General features: G+C 66.6%; 20 protein-coding genes and 1 pseudogene. 7 read left to right on the top strand and 14 right to left on the bottom strand.

The window, feature by feature from the left end:
- Positions 1–292: 292 nt before the first annotated feature.
- The 3 genes from HF989_RS05470 to HF989_RS05460 all read left to right on the top strand — a co-directional run bounded on the left by HF989_RS05470 (position 293) and on the right by HF989_RS05460 (position 3,134).
- Positions 293–565: a hypothetical protein gene (locus tag HF989_RS05470; RefSeq protein ID WP_168684602.1), complete on the top strand. Its 273-nt coding sequence runs from the start codon at positions 293–295 to the stop codon at positions 563–565.
- 25 nt (positions 566–590) lie between these two features.
- The gene (gene thrC, locus HF989_RS05465; RefSeq protein WP_168684600.1) at positions 591–2,057 is read left to right on the top strand and encodes a threonine synthase; all 1,467 of its coding nucleotides are present in this window, start codon (positions 591–593) and stop codon (positions 2,055–2,057) included.
- A 72-nt stretch (positions 2,058–2,129) separates the two neighbouring features.
- Entirely contained in the window at positions 2,130–3,134 is a 1,005-nt protein-coding gene (locus tag HF989_RS05460; protein WP_246233809.1) for a S1 family peptidase, read from the top strand.
- Here HF989_RS05460 and HF989_RS05455 read toward each other — a convergent pair.
- Entirely contained in the window at positions 3,115–3,882 is a 768-nt protein-coding gene (locus HF989_RS05455; RefSeq protein WP_168684598.1) for a hypothetical protein, read from the bottom strand. The two genes, HF989_RS05460 and HF989_RS05455, sit on opposite strands and share 20 nt — an antisense overlap.
- A 27-nt stretch (positions 3,883–3,909) precedes the next feature.
- Here HF989_RS05455 and HF989_RS05450 point away from each other — a divergent pair, with 27 nt between their 5' ends.
- Together HF989_RS05450 and HF989_RS05445 are read left to right on the top strand one after the other, a co-directional pair.
- Positions 3,910–4,434 (top strand): NUDIX hydrolase, encoded by a 525-nt coding sequence (locus HF989_RS05450; protein ID WP_168684596.1) that lies wholly within the window; start codon positions 3,910–3,912, stop codon positions 4,432–4,434.
- Positions 4,431–4,988, top strand: a complete 558-nt coding sequence (locus tag HF989_RS05445) for a GH25 family lysozyme (RefSeq protein WP_168684594.1) — start codon at positions 4,431–4,433, stop codon at positions 4,986–4,988. Before HF989_RS05450 ends, HF989_RS05445 begins: the two co-directional genes overlap by 4 nt.
- Positions 4,989–5,005: 17 nt before the next feature.
- Here the strand turns inward: HF989_RS05445 and HF989_RS05440 are convergent, their stop codons facing one another.
- From HF989_RS05440 to glnA, 3 genes are all read right to left on the bottom strand, one after another.
- Positions 5,006–5,968: an SLAC1 family transporter gene (locus HF989_RS05440; protein ID WP_168684592.1), complete on the bottom strand. Its 963-nt coding sequence runs from the start codon at positions 5,966–5,968 to the stop codon at positions 5,006–5,008.
- Positions 5,969–6,056: 88 nt separating this feature from the next.
- Positions 6,057–6,623, bottom strand: coding sequence for a VIT1/CCC1 transporter family protein (locus tag HF989_RS05435; protein ID WP_425482991.1), 567 nt, complete (start codon positions 6,621–6,623; stop codon positions 6,057–6,059).
- A 77-nt stretch (positions 6,624–6,700) separates the two neighbouring features.
- A complete protein-coding gene (glnA, locus tag HF989_RS05430) occupies positions 6,701–8,137 on the bottom strand; it encodes a type I glutamate--ammonia ligase (RefSeq protein WP_168684590.1) in 1,437 nt (478 codons plus the stop codon).
- A gap of 75 nt (positions 8,138–8,212) precedes the next feature.
- Between glnA and HF989_RS05425 the strand changes: the two genes are divergently transcribed.
- Entirely contained in the window at positions 8,213–8,689 is a 477-nt protein-coding gene (locus HF989_RS05425) for an RDD family protein (RefSeq protein WP_168684588.1), read from the top strand.
- Here the strand turns inward: HF989_RS05425 and HF989_RS05420 are convergent.
- From HF989_RS05420 to sucB, 9 genes and pseudogenes are all read right to left on the bottom strand, one after another.
- A pseudogene (locus HF989_RS05420) lies at positions 8,686–8,973 on the bottom strand (threonine/serine exporter family protein); the annotation flags it as partial. The gene HF989_RS05425 and the pseudogene HF989_RS05420 sit on opposite strands and share 4 nt — an antisense overlap.
- 84 nt (positions 8,974–9,057) lie before the next feature.
- The gene (locus HF989_RS05415; protein ID WP_168684584.1) at positions 9,058–9,849 is read right to left on the bottom strand and encodes a DUF4191 domain-containing protein; all 792 of its coding nucleotides are present in this window, start codon (positions 9,847–9,849) and stop codon (positions 9,058–9,060) included.
- Between the two features lie 43 nt (positions 9,850–9,892).
- A complete protein-coding gene (gene lipA, locus HF989_RS05410; protein WP_168684582.1) occupies positions 9,893–10,936 on the bottom strand; it encodes a lipoyl synthase in 1,044 nt (347 codons plus the stop codon).
- Positions 10,937–10,940: 4 nt separating this feature from the next.
- On the bottom strand, positions 10,941–11,726 hold the full coding sequence (lipB, locus tag HF989_RS05405; protein WP_168684580.1) for a lipoyl(octanoyl) transferase LipB: 786 nt from the start codon (positions 11,724–11,726) through the stop codon (positions 10,941–10,943).
- A 33-nt stretch (positions 11,727–11,759) separates the two neighbouring features.
- Positions 11,760–12,146 (bottom strand): glycine cleavage system protein GcvH, encoded by a 387-nt coding sequence (gene gcvH / locus HF989_RS05400; RefSeq protein ID WP_038612441.1) that lies wholly within the window; start codon positions 12,144–12,146, stop codon positions 11,760–11,762.
- 2 nt (positions 12,147–12,148) lie between these two features.
- Positions 12,149–13,222, bottom strand: coding sequence for a glycine cleavage system aminomethyltransferase GcvT (gene gcvT / locus HF989_RS05395; RefSeq protein WP_168684578.1), 1,074 nt, complete (start codon positions 13,220–13,222; stop codon positions 12,149–12,151).
- Positions 13,223–13,232: 10 nt separating this feature from the next.
- The gene (gcvP, locus tag HF989_RS05390; protein ID WP_168684576.1) at positions 13,233–16,097 is read right to left on the bottom strand and encodes an aminomethyl-transferring glycine dehydrogenase; all 2,865 of its coding nucleotides are present in this window, start codon (positions 16,095–16,097) and stop codon (positions 13,233–13,235) included.
- Positions 16,098–16,180: 83 nt separating this feature from the next.
- Positions 16,181–17,881: a dihydroxyacetone kinase family protein gene (locus HF989_RS05385; protein ID WP_168684574.1), complete on the bottom strand. Its 1,701-nt coding sequence runs from the start codon at positions 17,879–17,881 to the stop codon at positions 16,181–16,183.
- A gap of 67 nt (positions 17,882–17,948) precedes the next feature.
- Entirely contained in the window at positions 17,949–20,147 is a 2,199-nt protein-coding gene (gene sucB / locus HF989_RS05380) for a 2-oxoglutarate dehydrogenase, E2 component, dihydrolipoamide succinyltransferase (protein ID WP_168684572.1), read from the bottom strand.
- 123 nt (positions 20,148–20,270) lie between these two features.
- On the opposite strand from sucB, the gene HF989_RS05375 reads away from it, so the two are divergent.
- A complete protein-coding gene (locus tag HF989_RS05375) occupies positions 20,271–20,666 on the top strand; it encodes an oxidoreductase (RefSeq protein WP_168684570.1) in 396 nt (131 codons plus the stop codon).
- 10 nt (positions 20,667–20,676) lie between these two features.
- Here HF989_RS05375 and HF989_RS05370 read toward each other — a convergent pair whose 3' ends face one another.
- Entirely contained in the window at positions 20,677–22,161 is a 1,485-nt protein-coding gene (locus HF989_RS05370) for a leucyl aminopeptidase (RefSeq protein ID WP_168684568.1), read from the bottom strand.
- Between the last annotated feature and the right edge of the window lie 46 nt (positions 22,162–22,207).

The following is a 22,207-nucleotide window of genomic DNA, read 5'->3' as shown; positions in this document are numbered from 1 at the left end:
TGTCGACGATGACGGTTGCGCAGATGCGTGACTATGTTGATGCCTACATCGACTTCTATATCCACCGTCGGTTGAAGTCGACACTCGGCAAAGGGTGCACCACCATCGCCGAGCACCGGCAAGCATTAAGTGCGTAACAACGAGACAACGTCCCCCAAAACGCACTCCAACTTTTTGTCCGCACCCCCGAGCCGATTAGCTGGATCCTGGTAGCTGGATCCGCGAAGGCGGCGTGCGGGCGGCCAAGCCGCGGCTGGGCGGGACGACGTCGATAGGCAATATGCTCTGCACTATGGCAGTGAACATGACGATCAACCTCAACGACGCGACGTTTTCCGACTTGGTCGCGCTGGTGGATGCCGCGCGCGTCGCGGGCGTGGACCCGCGAACCGCTCTCGAACTCGACGGCGAAACGCTCAGCCTCACCGTGGAGCCAGGCGCCCGCACCGCCGAGCCCGTGCGGGAGAAGCCGGAGACCGGCCGCACCCTCGCGCCGCTCGGGGACGCCGCGATCCGCTCGGTGGTGGATATTTTGACCGGGCGACAGGAACCGCCCCGGACGTAGCGGCGTATGCCGTAGAATTCGCGGGGTGGACTACATCTCAACTCGCGACGCAACGGCGAAGGCACGCTCCTTCACAGACATCCTGCTCACAGGCCTCAGCCCCGACGGCGGCCTGTTCATGCCGGCGGTGTACCCGTCCCTGACCCCCGAGCTGCTCGGCGAGTGGCGCGAGCTTCTGCTTCACGACGGCTACGCAGCCCTCGCCGCCGAAGTGCTCAAGCTGTACGTAGACGACATTCCGGCGCGCGACCTTGAGGCGATCGCGCGCCGGGCATACCGCACCCCCGTGTTCGCCGACGAGGAGATCGTGCCGGTGACCCGCCTGCACGACGGCCTGTTCATCGGCCACCTCTCCGAAGGGCCGACCGCCGCCTTCAAGGACATGGCGATGCAGCTGCTCGGCGAGCTGTTCGAGTACGAGCTGGGCCGGCGCGACGAAGAGATCAACATCCTGGGCGCCACCTCCGGCGACACCGGTTCGTCCGCGGAGTACGCAATGCGCGGGCGCGACAACATCCGCGTGTTCATGCTAACCCCGGCTGGCCGCATGACGCCGTTCCAGCAGGCGCAGATGTTCGGTCTCGACGACCCGAACATCTTCAACATCGCCCTCGAGGGTGTCTTCGACGACTGCCAGGACGTGGTCAAGGTGGTCAGCGCGGACGCGGCGTTCAAGTCGAAGTACGCCATCGGCGCGGTGAACTCCATCAACTTTGCGCGCCTGCTCGCGCAGGTGGTGTACTACATCGCCTCGTACCTCAAAGTCACCGACGCCCCTGCTGAGGGCGAGGATCCGCAGCGCGTGTCGTTCTGCGTTCCCACCGGCAACTTCGGCAACGTGTGCGCAGGCCACATTGCCAAGCAGATGGGCCTGCCCATCGACCGTCTCATCGTCGCCACCAACGAAAACGACGTGCTCCACGAGTTCTTCACCGACGGCGAGTACCGTCCCCGCACCGCCGCGGAGACCCACGCGACCTCCTCGCCGTCTATGGACATCTCGAAGGCCTCCAACTTCGAGCGCATGATTTTCGACGCCACGTCCCGCAACTCCAACCTCACCAGCGAGCTGTTCGGCGCGAAGGTCAAGGACGGTGGCTTTGACGCTGCCGACCTCGGCGGCGAGGGCGTCATGGAGCGCATCCGCACCGAGTTTGGCTTCTGCTCCGGTACCTCCACCCACGCGAACCGCGTGGCCACCATCCGGCGCATCAACGACGAGTACGGCGTGCTGGTGGATCCGCACACCGCTGACGGCGTCTACGTCGCGGAGCAGCTAGCAGGCCAGGTGGACTCGCCGATCGTGGTGCTAGAGACAGCGCTGCCTGTGAAGTTCGCCGACACCATCGCCGAGGCGATCGGTGAGGCCCCCGAGGTGCCGGAGCGCTTTGCCAAGATCATGGACGCCGAGCGCCACGTCACCGACCTGCCCAACGACGTGGACGCGGTGAAGGCGTTTATCGCCGACGCCATCGAGCGCACTGACGTGTAAGGAGGACGCCATGGCGCAGGTGCAGTTTGCGGGCCCACGAGGACGGCAACGCCGCCGACGAGGGCGCGGCGGTTGACCAGCCCGAGTAACCACCCCGGGCAGTTCCCGCCCATGACGGGGCAGCGGCGGTCGGGGTCCACCGTCCGCGCGCGGCACACGGGGCTGCGCACCGGCGGGTGGATCACCATCATCGTGGCGACGGCGATGCTGGTGGGCATGGTGGTGTGGCTGGGCCTGAATGCATCCAAGGTGCCCACCGCCATGGTGGAGGAACGCCAGGCGCTCTCCGAGGTGCAAACACCGAGTGAGGTCGCTCCCGTCCCCGAGGACCCCGCTGCCTCGAACGTTCTCGTACCGGCGTTCGCGCCGTGGGCGCCGGGCACGAAGATTCAGGTCACGGACCACTACCCGGCACCCGGCGAGCAGTTCACGGCCCAGTCGTGCACTGTCGCGTTCTCGTTCACCGGCCAGGATGGCCGCGCGTACGCGGTGACGGCCGGCCACTGCGGCCACGAGGGGGACTTGGTCTGGCCCACGAACGCGTCCACGGCTTTTGATTACGCCTCGGAAGTCGGCCGCTTCATCTTCTCCGGCCTGTACAGCAGGCAGACCCCGGAGACGAAAGGTGCGGACGTGGGCATCATCGAGATCACGGACACGCAGCGCTACATGGACCTTGTCGGTGCGCCGATACCCACCGGCATCGGTGACAACCTCGGTCCCGTTGAACGGGTGTGCAAAACCGGTGCCACAACCGGCTACACGTGCGGTGCCTTCGAGGCCACCGAACGCGTGCAGATCGTCAATGTAGAACCCGGCGTGGAGGACGAGACGTTCGGCGACATCGCCGCCGTATGCGCCGCGTCGGGCGACTCCGGCGGGCCGGTGTTCGCCGACGTTAACGGCCGCGCCACCATCATCGGCGTCGTCTCAGGCACGGAGGCCGGCCGCTCGTCGGAGGAGTGCCGCGAAGGCATGGACAGCCCCCACTTGATGAGCTACTCCAACGCCGGGCAGGTCATGGCCGCCATCCGCCATGCCGTGCCCGATGCGGAACTCATTCCTCAGCGTTGGTGAACCGCGGCCAGCGCTTGATGGCCTCGCCGGTTTTCTTGTCGTTGTCCATCACGACGACCTCGTCGTCGGTGTAGCCGTTGAACGTAATGCGGTCGATTTCATCGGGCCGCTCCACCTCTTGCCACTGCTCGATCAGCTCGTCGGCGTCGTCGGTGTCGCCGACGTCCATCCAGTTCAAGGTGATCGTGTGGAAGTTGCCCTGAACGGGATAGACGGCAAATGACACGGAGTCGGCCCCCTCGTCCACGCCGAAGTCCATGAGCTGGGCGATGGTGGCCGGAGGGAGCGTCGAGAAGCAGAAGCCCCAGAAGTTGAACCGCATGCCGCTTTTCGACGTCAACGTCACCGTATCCAGGCAGTTCTGCTCCAACAGCCGCGACAGGTGGCCGGCGATCTCGGTGGTGTCGTCGAGCGCGCCGTTGACAATGTCGCCGCGCATCATGGCACCCGAGTCGGTCTTGCCCACGCGGACGTCGGTAATGAGGTGGGACCGGATGCTCGCTGCCACGTTGTCCGGGTTTGCGGGCGGCGGGTTGAACGGCCGCTCCGGCTGCGGCAGCCGCTCACTCTCCGCCACAGCTTCTGCGCCTGCGGTGTCTGCGGTATCGGCGGTATAGCCCGCCGCCATCGCCGCGCCGAAGACGACGAGGATCACCAGCGCGCCGTACACCACGGTGAACAGGGGAGCGGGGATGCGCTTCAGCCAGGGCTGCGGGGACGGCTCGGGCTCGGTGACGGCGGTGCTCATAGTTCTGGGGATTGTACACTTGCGCCTATGCCTATCCCGGAGTTCATCGTGGAGACCCGCAAGAAAATTGGCACCGACCTGATGTGGGTGCCATCCGTGTGTGCGGTGGTGCTGCGCGATTCCACGGTGGATTCGCAGTGGGCGGTGCCGGACGTGCTCCTTGTGCGCCGCGCCGACAACGGGCAGTGGACCCCGGTAACGGGGATCGTTGACCCAGGGGAGGAGCCGCACGTCGCCGCCGTGCGTGAGGTGCTGGAGGAGACCGGCGTGAAGGTCACCGCCGCCGCGATTGTGGGAGTGGGGTCTCACGGGCCTGTCACCCACTCCAACGGGGATCAGGCCAGCTACATGACGGTGCAGATCCGCTGCGAGCCGCTCGACCCGTCCGTGGAGCCGGTCGTCGGCGACGACGAAAACACTGAGGCGGGGTGGTTCCCGATCTCCCAGATGCCCGTGACGGATCCGAAGTGGCGCCTCGCCATCGGCGACGCAGCCGCGCAGCGCCGGCACCCGGGCAGCTTCGCGCCGCGCATGGGGTTGTCCAAGCGGTGAAGCTCGGTGTCGACGTCTCGGAGCACCAAGCCGGCCTGGACGTCTCCGCCTTCGATTTCGTGGTGGCCCGCACCACCGACGGCACCTACCAGGACGAATGCTTCGCGTCGTTTGCGCCGCACGTAACGGCGGCGTACCACTTTCTGCGCGCGCCGTCCGAGGGCACGTCCATCGACGCGCAGGTCGGCGCTGCGCTCGAGGTCCTTGGGGAACGCCGCGTGCCCGTGTGGCTCGACGTGGAAAGCCCGGCGGGGCTTTCGCTTCACGACGTCCGTTCCGCCCACCACGCCTTCACCTCCGCAGGCGCGCAGGTCGCCGGCGTGTATACGAATGCCTGGTACTGGAGGAAACACATGCTGCTGGCGGATGTGTCCGAGTTCGGTGCGCTGTGGCTGGCGGACTGGCGTGACAACCCCGTGGTGGACGCCTGCGCGCCGATCCCTGACCCCGGGGCATGGCCGCGCCCGTGGGGATTGCCTACGCCCGCGGTGTGGCAGTTCACCTCCCGCGGTCAGGCCGGCGGCGTGGAGGTGGACCTCAACCTGGCCCGGTAACCCGCGGGTGTGCCGTCTTAACGGGCCGAGGGCAGTGACTGGTTGCGGGCTTGTTCCCGGCGGCCCTCAAACACCCAGCTGAGGAAGCGGGCGGAGCATAGCGACCAGTGCACGAGCAGGAGTAGCGGCACGGTCAGGGCGACGACGTCGAGCCAGTGCTGCCCGCTGACCAGCGCCATCTGGTGGCCGCCCATGCTCACGGTTCCCGGCGGGAACGTGCACGACCACCACGCGGGGGAGTAGTCCACCCAGCGCGCCACATTCGGGTAGAACTTCGCCATGGCGTAGAGGCCAAGCGGGATGGCAAATAGCAGCGCGACGCGCCCGTAGTAGATGGAGAACGGGCCGGGGTAGAGGATCTGCATCGCCGTGGTGGATTGCCCGATGACGCCGAGCGGCACCCACGCGGTGGCGGACAGCGGCCCGGACAGGTCGACCTTGCCGTGCCACGCGGCCCAGTACACGCGGATGAAGGTCGGCACCGCGGTAAGCAAGGACATGAGGAAAAACACCGTGCCCAGCACGTGGTACAGCTGGCCGTAGTCGCGGGCCAGCCACCCGGCGACAGATGCGGAGATCATCGGGCCGACGAGTGGCAGGCCCCAGGTGAACCTCGGGTCGCCGTCGAAGCGGGAGAGCTGGATGCCCCAGGTGATGGCCGTGGTGGGCGCGCCGATCCAGAAGCCGATGAGGCGGTAGACGCCCTCGTCGGTGAGCCCGGAGAGCGCGGCGCCGAGCGCGAGGATGCCGATGAAGAACATGGACCACTCCGCCATCGTGGTGCGCCCGAAGCTGGGGTGGCGGTAGCGCGCGAACCCGAACACGAGCACGACCATGATGAAGCATGCGATGGCGGCAAAGAACGCGGCCGCGAAGTGCAGCTCCATCTCCACCAGCAAGCGCGAAACGATGGATGTGCCCATGAGGCTGCCACCCCACGCGGGGCCGGGCGGTGGGAGTTGCCGGAACTTGTCAGTCACTCAGGGCATGGTAATCCCTATGGCCTGACGGTGCTCGTCCGGCCCACCGGCAACGCCTGCCTAAGCGCCGGGCGCGGTACGGCTGCGCCTAGCCCACGTTCGCGCCGAACAGCGAGCCGATGGCGAATGTCGCCACGAGCGCCAGCGATCCACCCACCACGATGCGGGCCACAGACCGCGCAATCGGCGCCCCGCCCAGTTTGGCGGAAAGCGCCCCCGTCAGCGCCAGCGCAAGAAGCGTCACCCCGAAAATGGCGGCGATTCGCCATGAAACGGGGGCAAGCAGCGCCGTCGCAAAGGGCAGGCACGCGCCCAGCAAAAACGACAAGAAGGACGCAATCCCCGCGGACCACGGGTTGACCTGCGCTTCCTCGGACATCCCCATGGCGCGCTCGGAGTCGCGCTGCGAGGACACGGACACATACTCGCCGAGCGCCATCGAGACCGCACCGCCAATTACGGCCGCGAGGCCCGACATCGCGATCGTCGTCTGGTCCGACGTCGCGCCCGCAACGCCCACCACTACGGCGGCGGTAGAGACAATGCCGTCGTTCGCGCCCAACACCGCGGCACGCAGGCGGTTCAGCTGTTCACCGGTTCCGGGCTCTTGCCTATCGACGCCGAGCTCCGCCCCGGCCACCTTCATCTCGGTCATAAGGCCCATCTTGGCGGGCCGTGACGGGCGCGGCAAGCAAGTTCGGCTTGCCTTACTGCAGGTCAGGCTATGCAAACCTAGCAGTCGAAGTACATCTCAAACTCCTGCGGCGTGGGGCGCAGGCGGACCGGTGTGATCTCGTTGTCGTACTTCAGCTTGATGTAGGTCTCGATGAGGTCCTCGGTGAACACGTCGCCCTCGGTGAGGAAGTCGTGGTCCGCTTCCAAGGCCTGCAGTGCAGCCTCCAGCGAGGTCGGCGCCTGCGGGATGTCCTTGGCCTCCTCCGGCGGCAGCTCGTAGAGGTCCTTGTCCACCGGGGCGTGCGGCTCAATGCGGTTCTTAATGCCGTCGATGCCCGCCATGAGCATCGCCGCGAAACCGAGGTACGGGTTGCCGGACGGATCCGGGGCGCGGAACTCGATGCGCTTGGCCTTCGGGTTCGCGCCGGTGATCGGGATGCGGATGGCCGCGGAGCGGTTGCGCTGGGAGTACACCAGGTTGATCGGCGCCTCAAAGCCGGGCACGAGGCGGTGGTAGGAATTCAGCGTCGGGTTGGTAAAGGCCAGGACCGCGCCAGCGTGCTCGAGCAGGCCGCCGATGTACCAGCGGGCGATGTCGGACAGGCCGCCGTAGCCGGACTCGTCGTAGAACAGCGGCTCGCCGTCCTTCCACAACGACTGGTGCGCGTGCATGCCGGAGCCGTTGTCGCCGGCCAGCGGCTTGGGCATGAAGGTCACCGTCTTGTCGTACAGGGTGGCGGTGTTCTTCACGATGTACTTGAAGTCCTGCAGGTCGTCGGCCGCGTGCAGCAGGGTGTTAAAGCGGTAGTTGATCTCCTGCTGGCCGCCGTTGCCCACCTCGCGGTGGAAGCGCTCGATGTCAAAGCCGGCGGTTGCCAGGTTGCGCACCATTGCGTCGCGCACCTCGACGGTCTTGTCGTGCGGCGGGACGGGGAAGTAACCGCCCTTCACGCGGTTCTTGTAACCCAGGTTGGGGGAGCCGTCCGCCTCAACCTCATTGCCCCGATTCCACCAGCCTTCTGCCGCGTCGATCTCGTAGAACGCGGAGTGGCCCTCTACCTCGTAGCGGATGGAGTCGAACAGGTAGAACTCGGCCTCCGCGCCGATGGAGCAGCTATCCGCGATGCCGGTAGAGCGCAGGTATTCCTCCGCTTTCTTGGCCACGTTGCGCGGGTCGCGGGAGAACGGCTCGTGGGTGAACGGGTCGTTGACGAAGAACTTCACGTTCAAGGTCTTGGAGCCGCGGAATTGGTCCAGCTTGGCGGTTGCGAGGTCCGGCATCAGCGTCATGTCGGATTCCTCGATGGTGGTGAAGCCGCGGATGGAGGAGCCGTCGAACGCGAGGCCCTCCTCCATCACGTTTTCGTCAAACATCGATGCCGGGATGGAGAAGTGGTGCTCGATGCCGGGCACGTCGGTGAAGCGCACGTCAACGAATTCCACCTCCTCGTCGGCGATGAATTTCTTGACGTCTTCGATGTTGTCGAAGGCCACGGGCGGTACTCCTCGTCTGTTGGCTGACACAAGTGTTTTCAAGTCTACGCGCGCAGACCGCTACGCTTCGTAAGCATGGCTGCTAATCGACGACATGACTGGCGCAACGGCCCGGAAATCCCGAACCAATTCACCGGCGAGGACACGATGCCGGAGTACCCGGGGGAGTTTCTCGGCATGCCGAAGGAGGGGCCGGGCGCGCAGGCGTCGGTAATGCGCAGAATGGGCGGCGTGTTCATCGACTGGGCCATTTGCGCGGTCGCCGCGTCGTTGATCGTGCAGAATACTGACGCGCTCGGCGACAGGTACACCGCCACGTACCTGCTGTGGATTGTGTTGGGCATCATCTGCGGCTGGCTGTTTGCGCGCACCCCTGGCATGGCGGTGCTGGGGATGGGTGTGGCGCGGGTGGACAAAGAAGCGCCCGTGGGGTTCTGGCGCGCGGCGGTGCGCACCATCCTCACGGGCTTTGTGCTGCCGGCCGCGTTGGTGGACGCCGACGGTCGCGGCATGCACGACCGGGCCACAACCACGACCGTGATCCGCACCTAGTTGTTGATGGGGCGCTCTTCGCCGACGAGCTGGTGGCCGAAGTCGATGTAGCGCGAGAACGCCCAGTTCGGGTCGGTGAGCATGCGCCCGACCGAGAGGCCGCCGGCGATAAACAAGACGACGAACGACACCTCCGTGAAGCGGGACAGCGCGTTAATGATGTCGCCCACTGCGAAGTTGTGCACCGCGGCGTAGATGACGGTGCCGGGGATGGTGACGGTGGTGCGCGGTATCTTCGCCACCCGCCCGAGGATCCCGCCAGCCACGCCGATGAGCAACGCCGCGCAGAACGCGGCCGGCCGCCAACAGTAAAACGCCGAAGCGGAGGCAGGTGCTCGCTTCGGCGTTCATGCGCGGGTTGGGCTCGGTCACTTGCCGCCCTTGCGCTCCTGCATGCGGCGCATCTTGCGGTTCATGCCGGCCATGTTTTGCGCCTGCTTGGGCAGGGGGCCGCCCGGCAAGCCAGCGGCCTGGGGGCCGCGGCCGCGGGAATCCATGGCGTCGAGCTTGGCGGAGAGGTTGTACACCTCGTTCTTCTGGTAGTTCTTCGGCAGCTTGAGCAGGTGCTTCTGCAAATCCCTGGTGCGTACCTGGCCCTCGCCATCGCCCGCGTACACCTCGTGGACCGGCACTCCGGCCAGCAGGCGTTCAACGCGCTTGTGCTCCTTGGCCATGAGCGGCTTGAGGCGGTTCGGGTTGCCTTCGCCGACGAGCACAACGCCCGGGTTGCCCACCACGCGGTGGACGGTGTCCATGTGGGTGTTTGCCTGCACGCCGGTCTTGGTCAGCCACACGATGCCCATCGTGTTGCGCATGTTCTCCAGCGTCCAACCGGCTGCGCCGGGGGTGTCGCCGACCTCGTCGTACATGGACTTCTCCAGCCGGCGGGAGAAGACAAACATGGCCAGCACCGCGCCGAGCAGCAGGCCGAGGACGAGCATGAACCACTGGCCGCCGAACAGCAGGCCGATGAGGAAGAACAGCAGCCCGCCGCCGAGGACGCAGGCGAGCATGATAGGAATCAGCGCCTTGTCGCGCTTGCGCTGGATGTCAAACGCCTGCTTGAGCTGTGAGCGCGTCGCCTTGCCCTTTGCGCGCTTCGCGGCGCGCTGTTCCTTCTTGGCGGCCTTCGCGGCCGCCTTGTCCTGCGTCGTAGCCATGGCCCTAACTGTATGCCACAGCCACAACGCAGGCCAAAGACACTTAGCGGGTTGCCACCGGGTGGTCGGCGGATGCGCCGTACTTCTTCAGCAGCGTGGAGGCCTCCTGGGCAGTGTCGCCTTGCGAGGTTTCGGCCAGGTGCTTCAGGTTCTCCGGCAGTGCCAACCCGCGGTGGGCCATCGCTTCGACGTACAGCTTGCCGGCGCGGTAGGAGGAGCGCACCAGCGGGCCGGACATGACGGCACCGAAGCCCATCTCGTAGGCGGCGTCGCGGTACTCGATGAACTCTTCCGGCTTCACCCAGCGGTCGATCGGGTGGTACGTCGGGCCCGGGCGCAGGTACTGGGTGATGGTGATGATGTCGCAGCCGGCGTCAACCAGGTCGGCGAGTGCCTCGAGCACTTCCTCGCGGGTCTCGCCCATGCCCAGGATGAGGTTGGACTTGGTAATCAGACCGAAGTCGCGCGCCTGACGGATGACGTCCAGGGAGCGGTCGTAGCGGAACGCCGGGCGAATGCGCTTGAAGATGCGCGGCACGGTCTCCACGTTGTGGGCGAAGACCTCGGGGCGCGCCTCGAAGACTTCCTGCAGCAGGTCAGACTTGCCGGAGAAGTCCGGGGTGAGGTTCTCCACACCGGTGTGCGGGTTAAGCTCGTGGATCTTGCGCACCACCTCGGCGTACAGCCACGCGCCCTCATCCTCCAGGTCGTCGCGGGTCACGCCCGTGATGGTGGAGTAGTTGAGGTTGAGGCTTCGCACCTCTTCGGCCACACGGCGCGGTTCGTCGCGGTCCAGGGGATCGGGGCGACCGGACGCAATGTCGCAGAAGTCGCAGCGGCGGGAGCAGCGGGAACCGCCGATGAGGAAGGTGGCCTCACGCGACTCCCAGCATTCGTGGATGTTCGGGCAGCCGGCTTCCTGGCACACCGTGTGCAGCCCGGCCCCTTTGACCTTTTGCTTCATGTCCTCGTATTCGGGACCGGTCTTGACGGAGTTGCGGATCCACCGCGGCTTTTTCTCAATAGGAGTTTCGGAGTTGCGCGCCTCAACGCGCAAGAGCTTGCGGCCTTCTGGTGCTACAGTCACACCCTTACCGTACCTTCCGTGTCAAACCCTTTGAGGGGTCTGGCCGGGTAGCGAAGGTGTGGTCCGCTACCACCAGCTCACCGGCCAGCGCGCGTTCGAGCTCGCGCACCACCGGAGCTGCCATCTCGCCCGGTGTGACGTCGCGGCCAAGCTCGAACGAGAGGGTCGTCACGTCGGCGTCGTCGATACCGCAGGCCACGATGTGGTCGTAGTGCTCGAGCGTGTTGTTGCAGTTCAGACTGAGCCCATGCATGGTGACCCCGCGGGTGATGCGGATGCCCAGGGCGGCAATCTTGCGCTCGCGTGACGACGCCTTCGGGTCCGCCGCCCGAGTCTCTTCAGGCACCCACACCCCGGAGCGGCCGTCGACGCGCCCCGCGGTGGTCACGCCAGCCGCTCGCACAGCCTGGATGAGGGCCTCCTCGAGCCTGCGCACGTAGTCCACCACGTCGACCGGCTCGGCGAGCTTGATAATCGGGTACACCACGAGCTGGCCCTCACCGTGCCAGGTGATGCGCCCGCCGCGGTCCACGGGCACCACCGGCACGGGGTAGGCGGGGTCGGGCATGTCCTCCGGCTGCGTGCGCTTGCCGGCCGTGAACGTGGAGGGATGCTCGAGGACGAGCACGGTGTCCGGCAGCTCGCCTTTGGCTCGTCGAGAAGCGATGTCCGCTTGGAGGTCCCACGCCTCCTGGTAGTCCACGAGCCCCAGCTCGCGCACGTCGATGGGCGCAGCTGAGGCTCGGATGGATCGGTCGGCGGGGAAGAACGGGTCGCGCGGGGCTGTCATTTTCCCAACCCTAGTCCCCGGCGGGGGCGGGGACTACACGCCGTTGGCGGAGCCGTACTCGTCTGCGCTGAGCAGCGGTCCGACCTCCTCGACCTCCACCTCGAAGAGCCAGCCCTCGCCGTAGGGGTCGTTGTTGATGGCCTCGTAGGCGCCGTCGATGTCCTCGTTGACCGCGGTGACGGTGCCGGTGACGGGGGAGTAGAGGTCGGAGACCGACTTGGTGGATTCGATCTCGCCGCAGGTCTCGCCCGCGGTGACGGTGTCGCCCACCTGCGGCAGCTCCGCGAAGACGACCTCTCCGAGGCGATCCGCGGCCACGTGGGTGATGCCCACTCGCACGGTGTTGCCGGCGGCGTCATCCGGGGTGGCGTTGATCCACTCGTGGTCCTCGGAGTAGTAGAAGTCAGGCTGCAGTGCCATAATTATGCGTCCTCTCGGGAGTAAAAGGGGGTTGGTGCAATAGTAAACGGGTAGCGGCGGCCGCGGATGTCGATCTCCACGTCCGTGCCCAGCTCCGCGCGCTGCGGATCCAGGTGCGCAAGCGCCACCGGGTGACCCAGGGTCGGCGACGGCTGGCCGGAGGTGACCACGCCGATCTTTTCGTCGGAGCCCGCGAGGAACACCTCGGCGCCCGCACGGGCGGCGCGGCGCTGCTCGGAGGTCAGGCCCGCGATGACCACGCTCGGCGCGCGGCCGGTGAGCGCCTCCTTGCCCACAAAGTCCGCCTCCTTCGTCGCAATCGCGCGGCTCATCCCAGCTTCCACCGGGGTGATGTCGGCGGTGAGCTCCTGGCCGTAGAGCGGCATCGAAGCTTCGAGGCGCAGCGAGTCGCGCGTCGCCAGGCCGCACGGGGTGCCGTGATCGATGACGGCGTCCCACACCTTCTGCGCGTCCTCGCGGGTGCAGAACAGCTCGAAGCCGTCCTCGCCGGTGTAGCCGGTGCGGGCGACGATCGTTTCAACGCCGTCGAGGGTCATCCACGCGCTGGAGTAGTAGGCGAGGGCGGAGGCGTCGTCGCTAAGCAAAGGCTCCAACACCTCAAGCGCACGCGGACCCTGGACCGCAACCAGCGCGAACGCCTCGGAATTGTTGCTGAGCTGCACCTCGAAGTCGCCCTGGCGCGCCTCAAACGCCGCCCACACCGCGTTGGTGTTCGCGGCGTTGGGCACGACCATGAAGTGGTTCTCGCTGAAGCGGTAGGTGATTAGGTCATCGATGATGCCGCCGTCCTCGGCGACGATCATGGAGTACTTCGCCTTGCCGTCCTTGAGTGCGGTGAAGTTGGAGATCAGCGCGTAATCCAAAAATGCGGCGGCATCGGGGCCCTGGATGGTGATCTCGCCCATGTGGGACAGGTCGAAAATACCCACGTCGGTGCGTACCGCGCGGTGCTCCTCCAGCTCCGAGCCGTACTTCAGCGGCATCTCCCAGCCGCCGAAATCGGTGAAGCTCGCACCAAGCTTTTCGTGCGTGGCGTGCAGCGGGGTCTGTGGCATGGGGTGCTCCTTAGTACTTGGCGTTCTTCTCGGAGACCGCAACATCGACGTCCTCCACAACTTCCGGCGTGATGTCGAATGCCTCAGGCGGCGGGCAGGCGCACTGGAGGTTGCGGTCGCCGAAGGCTTCGTCGATACGCCGCACTGGCGGGAAGTACTTCGCGTGCACGAGGGAGTCGACTGGGTACGCGGCCTTCTCGCGGGAGAAGTCGTACGGCCACTCATCGCGGATCACGCTGGCGGCGGTAAACGGCGCGTTGTGCACGACGGACTTCTCGTACTCGATGCGGCCGTCGATGATCTCCTGGATCTCGGCGCGGACAGAGCGCATCGCCTCGATGAAGCGGTCAAGCTCGGCCAGGTCCTCGGACTCGGTCGGCTCCACCATGAGTGTGCCGACGACCGGGAACGCCAGGGTGGGGGCGTGGAAGCCGTAATCGATCAGGCGCTTGGCCACGTCGGCCGCAGTCACACCGGATGCATCCGTCAGCTCCCGCAGGTCCAGGATGCACTCGTGGCCCACCAGGCCGTCGTTGCCGGTGTAGAGCACGGGGAAGGAATCGTTCAGCGCATGGGCGATGTAGTTCGCGCCCAGGACCGCGTGCTCGGTGGCGCTGCGCAGACCGGCGGCGCCGGACATGGCGATGTAGGCCCAGGAGATGGGCAGCACGCCCGCCGAGCCGTACAGGGTTGATGCCACCGGCACCCCGCCGTCGGCGTCCGCGGACGTGTCGGTCGGGTCGCCCGGCAGGAATGGAATGAGGTGCTCGCCCACACCGATCGGGCCTACGCCCGGCCCGCCGCCGCCGTGGGGGATGGTGAACGTCTTGTGCAGGTTCAGGTGGGAGACGTCGCCGCCGAAATCGCCCGGGCGGGCGATGCCGGTTAGAGCGTTCATGTTCGCGCCGTCGATGTAGACCTGGCCGCCGGCTGCGTGCACCTTGTCGCAGACCACGCGCACGTCCTCTTCGTACACGCCGTGCGTGGAGGGGTAGGTGAGCATGATCGCGGCCACCGCATCGCCGTGCTGCTCCAGCTTGGCGTCGAGGTCCGCCAGGTCGATGGAGCCGTCGTCGGCGGTCTTGACCACCACAACGCGCAGGTTCGCCAGCGTCGCCGACGCCGCGTTCGTGCCGTGCGCGGACGCCGGGATGAGGCAGATGTCGCGCTCGGCGTCACCGTTTGCGACGTGGTACCCGCGGATGGCCAGCAGGCCCGCCAGCTCGCCCGTGGCGCCGGAGTTCGGCTGCACGGACACTTCCGCGTAACCGGTAATCTCCACAAGCCAGGTGCGGATCTCATCGATCAGTTCGCGCCAGCCCGCGGTGAACTCGTCGGGCGTGTAGGGGTGCACGTCGGCGAAACCCGGCCACGTGATGGCCTCGAGGCCCGCCGTCGGGTTGAGCTTCATGGTGCACGACCCGAGCGGGATCATCGTGCGGTCTAGGGCGAGGTCCTTGTCGCCAAGGGCGCGGATGTAGCGCATCATCTGCGTTTCGGAGTGGATGCGGTTGAACGTCTCGTGGGTGAGGAACGCGGTGTCACGCGCGAGCGCGGCGGGGATGCGGGTGTCGCCCTCGGCAGGCGTTGCGCCGAAGCCCTCCAGAAGGGCGGCGACGTCGGTGTCGGTGGTGTCCTCGCCGAAGGACACGCCCACGGTCGTCTCGTTGATTGCGCGCACGAGGTAGCCCGCGGCAGCAAGCTTGTCGACGACCTCCGGCGCCCGCTCAACCTGCACCGCGACCGTGTCGAAGAAGTCGGCGTGTTTCACCTGCACACCGCTGGCCTCCAGCGACGCCGCGAAGTCGGCCGCGCGCTCGTGCACGGCGCGCGCGATGTTCTTCAGGCCCTCAGGGCCGTGGTAGACCGCGTACATCGACGCCGTGACAGCCAGAAGCGCCTGCGCGGTGCAGATGTTTGAGGTGGCACGCTCGCGCCGGATGTGCTGCTCGCGGGTCTGCAGCGCGAGCCGGTACGCGGGGTAGCCCTCGGCATCCTTCGACACGCCGACCAAACGGCCCGGCATCTGGCGCTGCAGCTTCTCGCGCACCGCCATGTACGCCGCGTGCGGGCCGCCGAAAAACAGGGGCACACCGAAGCGCTGGGTGGTACCGATCGCGATATCCGCACCGAACTCGCCGGGCGATTCCAACAGCGTGAGGGCCAGGATGTCCGCATCCACGGCGACCAGGCCGCCGCGCTCGTGGATCGCATCGATCACCGGGCGCGGGTCCGCGATGTCGCCCTCGGTGCCCGGGTACGCGAAGACCGCGCCGACCAGGTCTTCGCCGACAACGCCCTCCGTGAGATCTGCAACCTCGACCTCGAGGTCGATGGCGCGGGCGCGCTCTGCCGCCACCTTGATCACCTGCGGGTGCAGGCGCGCATCCAGGAGCACCCGGCGGCCCTTCTTCACCACGCGGGACATCAGCCCCACGGCCTCTGCGGCGGCGGACGCTTCGTCGAGGAGCGAGGCGTTCGCGATGTCCAAGCCGGTGAGGTCCTGCACCATTGTCTGGAAGTTCAGCAGCGCCTCCAGGCGGCCCTGGGAAATCTCGGCCTGGTACGGCGTGTACGCGGTGTACCAGCCGGCGTCTTCGACCACGCCGCGGCGGATCACTGGCGGCGTGAGCGTGGAGGAGAAGCCCTGCCCGTAAAACGCGCGCAGGACCGTGTTCTTGCCGGCGAGCTCGCGCAGTCGGGCCTGGGCCTCGTACTCCGTCAGCGCCTCCGGCAATTCGAGCGGCCGCTCCGCCACGATGCCGGGCGGCACTGCCGCGGCGATCAGAGCGTCGATGGAGTCGTAGCCCAGCGCACCCAGCATCTGCTGCTGTTCCTGCTGGTCGGGGCCGATATGACGGGAGATATAATCCAACTGAAGCTCCTAGCGTTGAAAGTCATACAACGCGCCATCTTAGCCACCCAGCCCCTGCTAGAAGCCCTTTTGCACAAAGCTGTCTAGAATTCGTCCACCGCGGCGTCGCCGAACAGCCACGTCACCGCGATCGCGCCGGGATCCGGCACATCCTTCGCGGATTCGCCGAGATAGGAGGCGCGGCCCTTCTTTGCCTGCATACCGCGGGTGGACTTTGCGCCCTCGACCGCTGGGCCGAAGACGAGCTCGAGCACCTCCTGGACCGACCCGCGGGAGTCCTTCGCCGCCCGGGCTGCCGGCGCCAGCGCGTCGACAAGGGTGTTGTCGCCCTCCTTCGCGCCGCCGAGCTCCGTGATCGCATCCACGCCGCGCTGCAGCCCTTCCGCCAGTGCCGCCGCAAATTCGTCGCCGTCCGCGGCGCGCGAATCCACGCCTGCCGCCTCGAATGCGTCCGCCATCTCGCGGAAGAACGTTCCTAACACCGCGCCAGACGTACCTCCGGCGCGCACCAGCATGCGGTGGGCGAAGAAGCTCAACACCTCTGCGTCAGCGCCGCGCACAGGCGTCTCGACGTCACCGAAGGCTGCCTCCATATTCTGGCCGAAGTCGCCGTCGCCGGCCTCGCGGTCCAGCACAGTCAAGTCGTCGAAACTGCGGGAGAGACGCTCCACGAACGCGGTGAGCCAGGTGTTTTCCTCGCCTTCGTCGGGCTGGGCCTCGTCGTCGACCATGCGCGCATCGGCGTACTCGGGCTCGCGCACGACGCCGGGCCAAGCGGGGGCGGAGGTCTCGGCGTCGATGAGCTCGATCAGCTCGTCATCCAGCGCCGTGACGGTAAGCGAGATGCCCGCCATGTTCAGAGACGTGACAAGGGTGCCGCGCATACCGCGGCGCACCTTCAGCCCGCGTTGCGTCAACTGTTTGAGGGCCTCACCGAAGACGAGGTCCTGCTCCAGCTGGCTGGTGCCGCCGAGCCCGTTGACAAAGAGCATGACGTCGTCACCCTCGACTCCCGCGTCGCGCAGCGACTGCAGGACCCCGTCAAGCAGCTCCGCCACCAAGGCCTGCGCAGTGGGTTGCGCCTGCGCGATATCGCGGCGCTCCACTCCGGGCTCGCCGTGGATGCCGACGCCGACCTCGATCTGCCCCTCGTCTAGGTCGAAAGTGTCGCGGTCGCTAGTCGGGGAGTGTCCCGGCTGCAGCGCTACCGCCATGCTGCGGGACTGGTCCGCGGCGCGCTGGGCGATGCCGGCCACGGTGCGCAGGTCGTCCCCGCGGGCAGCTGCGGCGCCAGCGACCTTTTCCACAATCACAGTCGCGCCGGTGCCGCGACGGCCGGGGGAATCGTCGTTGTCAATCTCGGTGGCCACGTCGTCGGCGATCCGGACGTGCTCTACCTCCGCCTGGGCGTGGTTGGCCGCGACGGTGAAGTTCATGACGTCGCCGGTGTAGTTCTTCACCACATGCACCACGCCCGCGCCGCGGTCTGCCCACTCGGTGGCGGCGTCGATCTGTACAGCGTTGGGGGAGGTGAACAGTAAGCCCGGGCAGGCTGCGTCGAGCATGCCCTCGCCGATGAAACCGGCGTGCATCGGCTCGTGGCCCGACCCGCCGCCGGAGATGACCGCGACGCGGCGCGCGCCAGCGGAGGTGTCGGGAAGCGAAAGCCCGACGAAGCCCTCGTCGTGCCACTCGGCGCATGGGTGAGCGGCGACGAGGCCGCCGAGGGCCTCCCGCATGAAGTGATCGGTGGTGTTGCGGAACGATTTGAATGTGTGCGTCATACCGCCACTTTATGTGCGCGCGAAAAACCCGGCACCGAGCAGGGTGCCGGGTTACGCGCAAACGGGGTTAAACGTCGAGGTCAGCCTCGAAATCACCCTGCTCGATGCGGTCCTTGATCGTGGTTACGAAGCGGCCTGCATCCGCACCGTCAATCAGCTGGTGGTCGTACGTGAACGGCAAGTAGCACATCTGGCGGATGGCGATGGAGTCGATGCCGTCCTCCGTCACGATGACCGGCCGCTTCTCAATCGCAGCGGTACCCAGGATGCCGGCCTGCGGCGGGGTGAGCACCGGCGTATCCAGCAGCGCGCCCTCGGAACCGATGTTGGTCACGGTGAAGGTTGCGCCAGACAGGTCGTCTGGGCGCAGCTTCTTGTTGCGGGCGCGGTCCGCCAGGTCGGCGATTGCCTTCGCGATCTCCGCCAGGTTCATGTCCTGCGCCTTCTTGATCACCGGCACCAGGAGGCCCTGCGGCGTATCGACGGCGATTCCGATGTTCACGTCCTCGTGGTACGTGATCTCCTTCGCGTCAGCGTCGTACGAGGCGTTGACGTTCGGGTGGGAGACCAGCGCTTCGGCCGTAGCCTTGATGAAGAACGCCAGGTAGGTGATGTTCGCGCCGTGCTTCTCCACGAACGCGGGCTTAACCTTCTTGCGCAGCTCGGCGACGCGGGTGACGTCGACCTCCTGCACGTGGGTCAGCTGCGCGGTGGTCTGCAGCGACTCCACCATCTTCGCGGCGGTGATCTCGCGGATGCGGTTCACGCGCTGGGTGGTGCCGATGAGCTCAGCCTTGGCCGGGTCCACGGACTTGGTCGACCAGTTAGCGCGGGCGCCCTTCGGCTCCTCCGTCTGTTCCTCCGTCGCAGACGAGGAAGCAGATGCGGCCTCGGTTGTGCCACCCTCGGCTGCGGCCAGCACATCCTGCTTGCGGATGCGGCCGCCGACGCCGGTGCCCTCGATAGCGTTGAGGTCCACACCGTGCTTGTCCGCAAGCTTGCGCACCAGCGGGGTGACGTACGGGACGTTGCCGCCGTTGTTGACCTTGGCGGAGGCGTTCTTGGACTCGGTCTCCTGCTTCTCAGCCTTGGCAGGCTTCTCTTCGTCCTGCTTCGGCTCCGGCTTGGCTTCCGCTTCTTCTTCCTGCTCGGCGGGCTCGTCGGTGGTTTCGGGCTCGTCGGCCGTCTCAGTCTCGTCGTCGTCCTCAGCTGCAGCTTCCGCGTCGCCGATGATCACGATCGCCTGGCCCACCTCAACGGTGTCGTCTTCCTCGGCGAGAATCTCCAAGATGGTGCCCTCGACCGGGGACGGGATCTCGGTGTCGACCTTGTCGGTGGAAACCTCGAGCAGCGGCTCGTCCACCTCGACCAAGTCGCCGACTGCCTTCAGCCACGTGGTAATGGTGCCCTCGGTGACGGACTCGCCCAGCTCCGGCATCTCGACCTTGGTGGACTCGCCAGAGCCCTTCTTGTTCTTGGAGGAAGACTTCGCGGCGTCTTTCTTCGGGGCATCTTCCGGGTTGTCGCCCTCGCCCTCCGCGGAGTTGTCGTCCTCGACCTTCTCGTCCTCGTCTGCGACGTTGTCCTCGGCTGCGCCGTCGTTCGAATCGTCGTCGGAGTCGTCGTCAGAGGCGTTGCCGGACGCGGCGGCGTCCGCGTCGCCAATGCGCGCAATCACGTCGCCGACCTCGACGGTGTCATCCTCGTCAGCGAGAATCTCGATCAGGGTGCCCGCAACCGGGGACGGGATCTCGGTGTCGACCTTGTCGGTGGAGACCTCGAGCAGCGGCTCGTCCACCTCGACCTCGTCGCCGACTTCCTTCAGCCACGTGGTGATGGTGCCCTCGGTGACGGATTCACCCAGCTCCGGCATAGCAACGTCGGTGGCGTCGCCGGAAGACTTCGGAGAGGATTTCTTCTCCTCGTTCTTCGGCGCCTCGTCCTGCTCCTCAGCGTCGGCGTCGTTGTCCTCAGCGTCTTCCGCCTCGTTAGAGGCGCCGGAGTCGGAAGAGGTATCCGCTTCCTCGCCCTCGTCACCGATGATGGCGATGACATCGCCGATCTCAACGGTGTCGTCCTCGTCAGCCTTGATCTCCAGGATCACGCCGGCGACGGGGGACGGAATTTCGGTGTCGACCTTGTCGGTGGAGACCTCGAGCAGCGGCTCGTCGACCTCAACGGTGTCGCCGACTTCCTTCAGCCACGTGGTGATCGTGCCTTCGGTGACTGATTCGCCCAGCTCGGGCATCTCAACTGAGTGCGCCATTTTGTAAAGTCTCCTCATCGAAACGTTGGAAGCTATTCAGGCACAAAGCGTACCCGGAACATGCACCGTCCGTTGCCCAAGGGGTGACCTTTTCTGCCCCGGGTGCACCGTATGATGTGGAGCGTGTTCAACCTGTTCGGCAGAGGCAAGAAGGCTGTGGCGTTCAGACCGCCCCGCGCGCCGGGACAAACGGCCCGCGCCGAGGATGCGCAGTACTTGCGCGAGTGGGTTGCGGGGCGCGCCTACGTGGAGGGGTTCGTCGAGCCGGAGACCATGGTCAACGAAATGTCCGTCGTGCTGGTCGACGAGCAGGGCAACTACACGCGCCGTCGCATCGGCGGACCCAAGGGCGTCGACCACGTGGCGAAGATGCTGGGTATCACCCTGTACGACGTTGAAGAGACCGGCTATCCAGATCGCATGCGCAGGAAGATCGAGCAAGAGCGCATCCTGCGCAAGCGGGAGGAGCAACGGCGGCGCCGCGCGAAGTTCGAGCGCGGCGAAAACCCGTATAGCTAGCGAGCGTGCGCTACTGCGTCTTCGCGAGACGCGTCAGCGCCTCGACGATGGTGCGCACAGGCGCGCCAGTGGCCCGCTTCGGGGTGTAGCCGTGCGGGCTGCCGCCGTTCCACGCTGGCCCGGCCACGTCGATGTGCGCCCACTCGATATCCTCGGGCACGAAACGGGACAGGTACAGGCCCGCGAAGAGCATGCCGCCAGTCCTTGCGTTGTGCGTGTTGCGGATGTCAGCGATGGGGGACGTCAGCTCTTCTTCCTGCTCCTCCAGAAGCGGCATGGCCCACGCCTGCTCGCCGACGTTGCGGCCGGACTCCGCGATGAAATCGCGGAACTCGTCGGAGCCCATCACGCCGGCGGTGCGCTTGCCCAGAGCGACGAGTTGCGCCCCGGTGAGCGTGGCCGTTTCGATGAGGTAGGACGGCGCATCCTCGCAGGCGCGCGCGATGGCGTCGGCAAGCACGAGGCGCCCCTCCGCGTCGGTGTTGATGACTTCGCTAGTGATGCCGCCGTAGTGGGTGATCACGTCGCCCGGGCGGGTGGCGGTGCCCGATGGCATGTTCTCGGCTAGGGGCAGCCAGGCGTCAACGCGTACAGGCAGCTCGAGGCGGGCTGCTGCGGCAATGACGGCCAGCTGCGCAGCGGAGCCGCCCATGTCTGAGATCATGTCCTCCATACCGGAAGCGGGCTTGAGCGAGATGCCGCCGGTGTCGAAAGTGATGCCCTTGCCCACCAGCGCCACCTTCGTGGGCGCGCCCGCGGGCGCCCAGGTCAGGTGCACCAGGCGCGGCGGGCGGGTGGAACCGCGGCCGACGCTCAAGATGCCGCCGAAGCCCTGCTGCTCCAGCTGCGCTTCGTCCAGCACCTCAATATCCAACCCGGCAGATTGCGCGACTTCTCTCATCACGCCGGCGTAGCTTTCCGGGTAGAGGTAGTTCGCCGGTGTGTTCACTAGGTCGCGGGCCAGGTTCACGGACTCGGCCACAATCACCGCGGCGTCGTGCTCCGCCTGGTCTGCGCCGATGACGGTGATCTCGGTGGTTTGCGGCGTCTCAGCGTCGCTGTTTTCGCCGCGGACATCGGCAGTGGACTTCAGGCCGGCGTAGACGTAGGCGCCCAGCAGCAGTCCTTGAACCACGGGGCCCACGCCAAACTCCGTGGACACGGCTGCGTGCTCCACGTTGTTTAGCGCACGCGCAGCAGCGCCCGCAGCGCGTCGCACGGCCTCGTCGTCAATGTCCGACGCATCGCCGAGGCCGAACGCGATGACCAGGCTGCCGTCGATAAGCAGGCGCGTGACCTCGCCCGCAGCGCCCTTGGCGCCGACGGCGACCAGCGCCTCAAGCAGGCCCGAGGGGGCGAGCACGGTGACCGGGACCTCAATGCCGTCCTCGCCGCTGGCCACCGGGACAAGCAGTGCCGCCCCGTCGGGGACAGCCGTGCCGGGGCTTGTGTGCACCGTGGTGCCATGTGCTGGGAGGCTGAGTTCAAACGCCATGAGAAATCCTTTCACCGTGCGGGCAGTTCCGCCCACCGAGCGTACT

This window comes from Corynebacterium mucifaciens (assembly GCF_012396315.1).
Taxonomy (GTDB): Bacteria; Actinomycetota; Actinomycetes; order Mycobacteriales; family Mycobacteriaceae; genus Corynebacterium; species Corynebacterium mucifaciens.
The sequence above is the reverse complement of the archived record's forward strand: the minus strand, read 5'-3'. Positions and strand labels throughout refer to the sequence as shown.